Origin of the sequence: uncultured Leptotrichia sp. (assembly GCF_938036635.1) — a bacterium.
GTDB classification, from domain to species: Bacteria; Fusobacteriota; Fusobacteriia; order Fusobacteriales; family Leptotrichiaceae; genus Leptotrichia; species Leptotrichia hongkongensis.
In genome coordinates, this window is record NZ_CALHQO010000506.1 from 1 (window position 1) to 2,985 (window position 2,985).

Annotated in this window: 1 protein-coding gene; it reads right to left on the reverse strand. The window is 38.9% G+C overall.

Annotated features, from left to right (window positions below):
- Positions 1-2,957: autotransporter outer membrane beta-barrel domain-containing protein (locus Q0370_RS10200; protein WP_299575357.1), on the reverse strand; the 2,957-nt coding region annotated here is incomplete at its 3' end.
- Positions 2,958-2,985: the final 28 nt, after the last annotated feature.

The window sequence follows — 2,985 nt, forward strand, 5'->3', positions numbered from 1 at the left end:
ACTCTTGCCTTGTTATCAACATCTCCAACTTGTCCCAGTTCATTTTCATAGGCAAGTCCTAGTTTTGCAACAAATTTTGTTCTGACTGCAAGTGGCTGGCTATACTTAAATTCCACACCAGCTTCAGGTTTTATTGAATAATAGTCATTTGACTTAACTTCCAGACGCATTTCACCTGTATTTTCTTTTATTCCGGTAAATCTTCCGTATTCAAGTTTCAGGCTTCCGTATGGTGAAATACTTATTCTTTGGCTTGCTCTGATATTTTTTCTGATCTCATTTTTTATGGAAGCTCCATACGAATGGAAGTCAGATTTCGCCTCAAAGATGTCATCAACTACAAGGAATTTTCTCTTAGTTTCTCCATTCCCCATAAATCCTTCCGCTGAAACAGTCCAGTTCAGACCGTTATTGTGGTCATTTCCGATAGGCATTGACTTAAACACCCCTGCTTTTACAATGGACTGCTCCTCTGTCGAACCTCCAATATCGCTAAAGTCAAATTTATTCTTAACAGCTCCTGCATACCATCCGCTTGATTCACCCAGCCTTACAGTTTCATTTTCGTGCATATAGGCAAATCCGTAAGCGTTGTTCTTGTAATCGATAATTCCTGCAGTATCAGTCTTGTAGTCTCCCTTCATTCCAAATGCCTTTATCTTGTTGGAATTTTTTGTCTTAGTGTCCCATTCGTTTCTCAGATAGTCAAACTCCTTGTTCAGAAGGTTACCTGTTGCAAATATTCTCTGCTGCACATTTGCATACTGATGTCCCATCATTTCATCATAAGCCTGTGCCAATAGGGCTTCTTCATTATTTCCTATAGTATTCAGCTTGTTGAATATCAGTTTTTCCCTTGAATCAAGAGCATTTGCATCATATCTCTGCTCCAGCCCGTCAGCAAAGTTAAATTCATTTGCTGTTCTTCCTACAAAGGCTGTATAAGGAATTTTTGTCATAAGTACACGTGTAATCTGCTGTGTTGCAGGATCCACTTCAGGTGTCGCCATCCATGTCAACGAAGCTGAATATGGCGTAAAGTTGAATATTCCAGCATTTATCTGGTTAAGGAACGGCTGCAGTATTTGCTTTCCTATTATAACATCTTTCTTGTTTGTCAGCACAGAAAATTCTGTCCCTATCAGAAGGTCGCTGTTTATTCCAATATCAGTCGCCCCATCCAGATTAATAGGCCTTGTTCTTCCAAGCGTATCCACATACACTCCAAAGTTTGCCAGAGCGTAGTTTACTGCCGGAGTTGCGTAATCTATTACCTGAACTTGGTTTTCATCCAGCACTACACCGTTTCTTTGAATTGCCAGCCTTCCATCAGGCAGCTGTACAATTCCTGTTCCTCCAATAGTTTTACTTGGATCTTTAGGAGCATAATAGTCTTCAGCTCCATTTGATGAAGTAATTTTTCCAGCTCCTGAACTTATTGCAGGCAGCGTGTTGGAAGGTGTTGCATCATTTCCTACCGGAAGGTCATTTCCAGTTACACCTTTCGAATTTCCATCGTAACGTACACCATAAGATTTAAGACCGCTAATGTTAATGTTTCCGTAGTTCTTGATTATGGATTTATTGTTTTCAGTACCTTTTATAAGAACACCGTAGCTAGTGTCTGCATCAATGTTTATTGTTCCGTAATTTTCCAATGTACTTCCGTTTAATACAGCAACTCCCACAAGTCCCTGAACATTGCTGTTGCCTACATACGAACCGACTGTAGTTATAGTTCCTGTATTTACAAATGTGGTACCGTTGTTTGCAAACACTCCCATCATTGTCTGAATCTTGTCAGTTGAAGTCGCTCCAGAAGCGTCAAGATAAATGTTTCCGGCATTTCTCAAAGTTGTACCGCTCTTATCTCCGTACATTCCGATACTTAAATTTCCTGAAACGTAAATATCCCTTTCATTTGTTGCAGACGCTCCATCAATAGCCGCCATTCCAATTCCGTAGATAATATTATCCGGATCAGATTTGTCAGTTTTTCCTATTTTTATTGTTCCTCTATTTACAGCATTCGATGCCCCTGTTACAAGAATACCCTGATTTCCAATTCCTTGCGACAAGTCAATTGTTCCGTTATTTATAATGTTTGCTCCGTCTTTTCCATAAATTGCTATGATTCCGTTATTTGTTCCAGACGTGATTGTTCCGTTATTTGTAACCTGTGATGTTCCTTCAGTGTAAAGGAATGTCGATTCTTTTCCTAAACTTATCTTTGATGAAGAAGAATTTGAATAAACATTTGTTTTGCTCAGTCCAGGGTTTGCAAGGATTACACCGTAAGATTTGTCCCCAACGATGAAATCAGAAGTACTGTCATTTATTACAACTCCGCTTGTTCCATAGACTCCTACAGGCTCACTATTCACTTCTGTTGCCGTGTGATCTGCCACATTTATTTTTCCTCCCAGATTGGCAGTTCCAGATTTCTTATACACGCCAATCGCCCTGTCAGCCACATTTATTTCTGAACTTGCCGTAGTTTCCACGTTTCCGTCTTCACTAAGCGAGTATATTCCAAACGAAGCTTCGTCAACATTTATTTTTCCACTGTTCTTTATGTTGATTTTAGAACCGCTTTGTGCATAAATTCCAACTGTAGAGTCATTTTTTACAGCAGTTGTCGTCTTGTCAACATTTATTGTACCCGTATTTTCAAACGACTGCTCCATTGTACCTTCTAAATAGGCGGCAATTGAACGTTTTCCTGTAATATTAATATTTCCATTATTTACGATATTTTTTACAGCTGACGATTTATTCTGCGAGAAAATTCCAATTGAATCATCGCTTGAAAATTCCATATCTGCATTATTTGTCACGTTAGAATTTATTGAGACAATTCCTTTTGCCTTGTCAGATGTCCCCGTTATCTTCTTACCTGTAACCGTAGCTGATGAATTATCTACATAAATACCAGTAGAGCTGTTATTTAAAATCATATTGTTCCATCCGCTAAATTCAGAAACT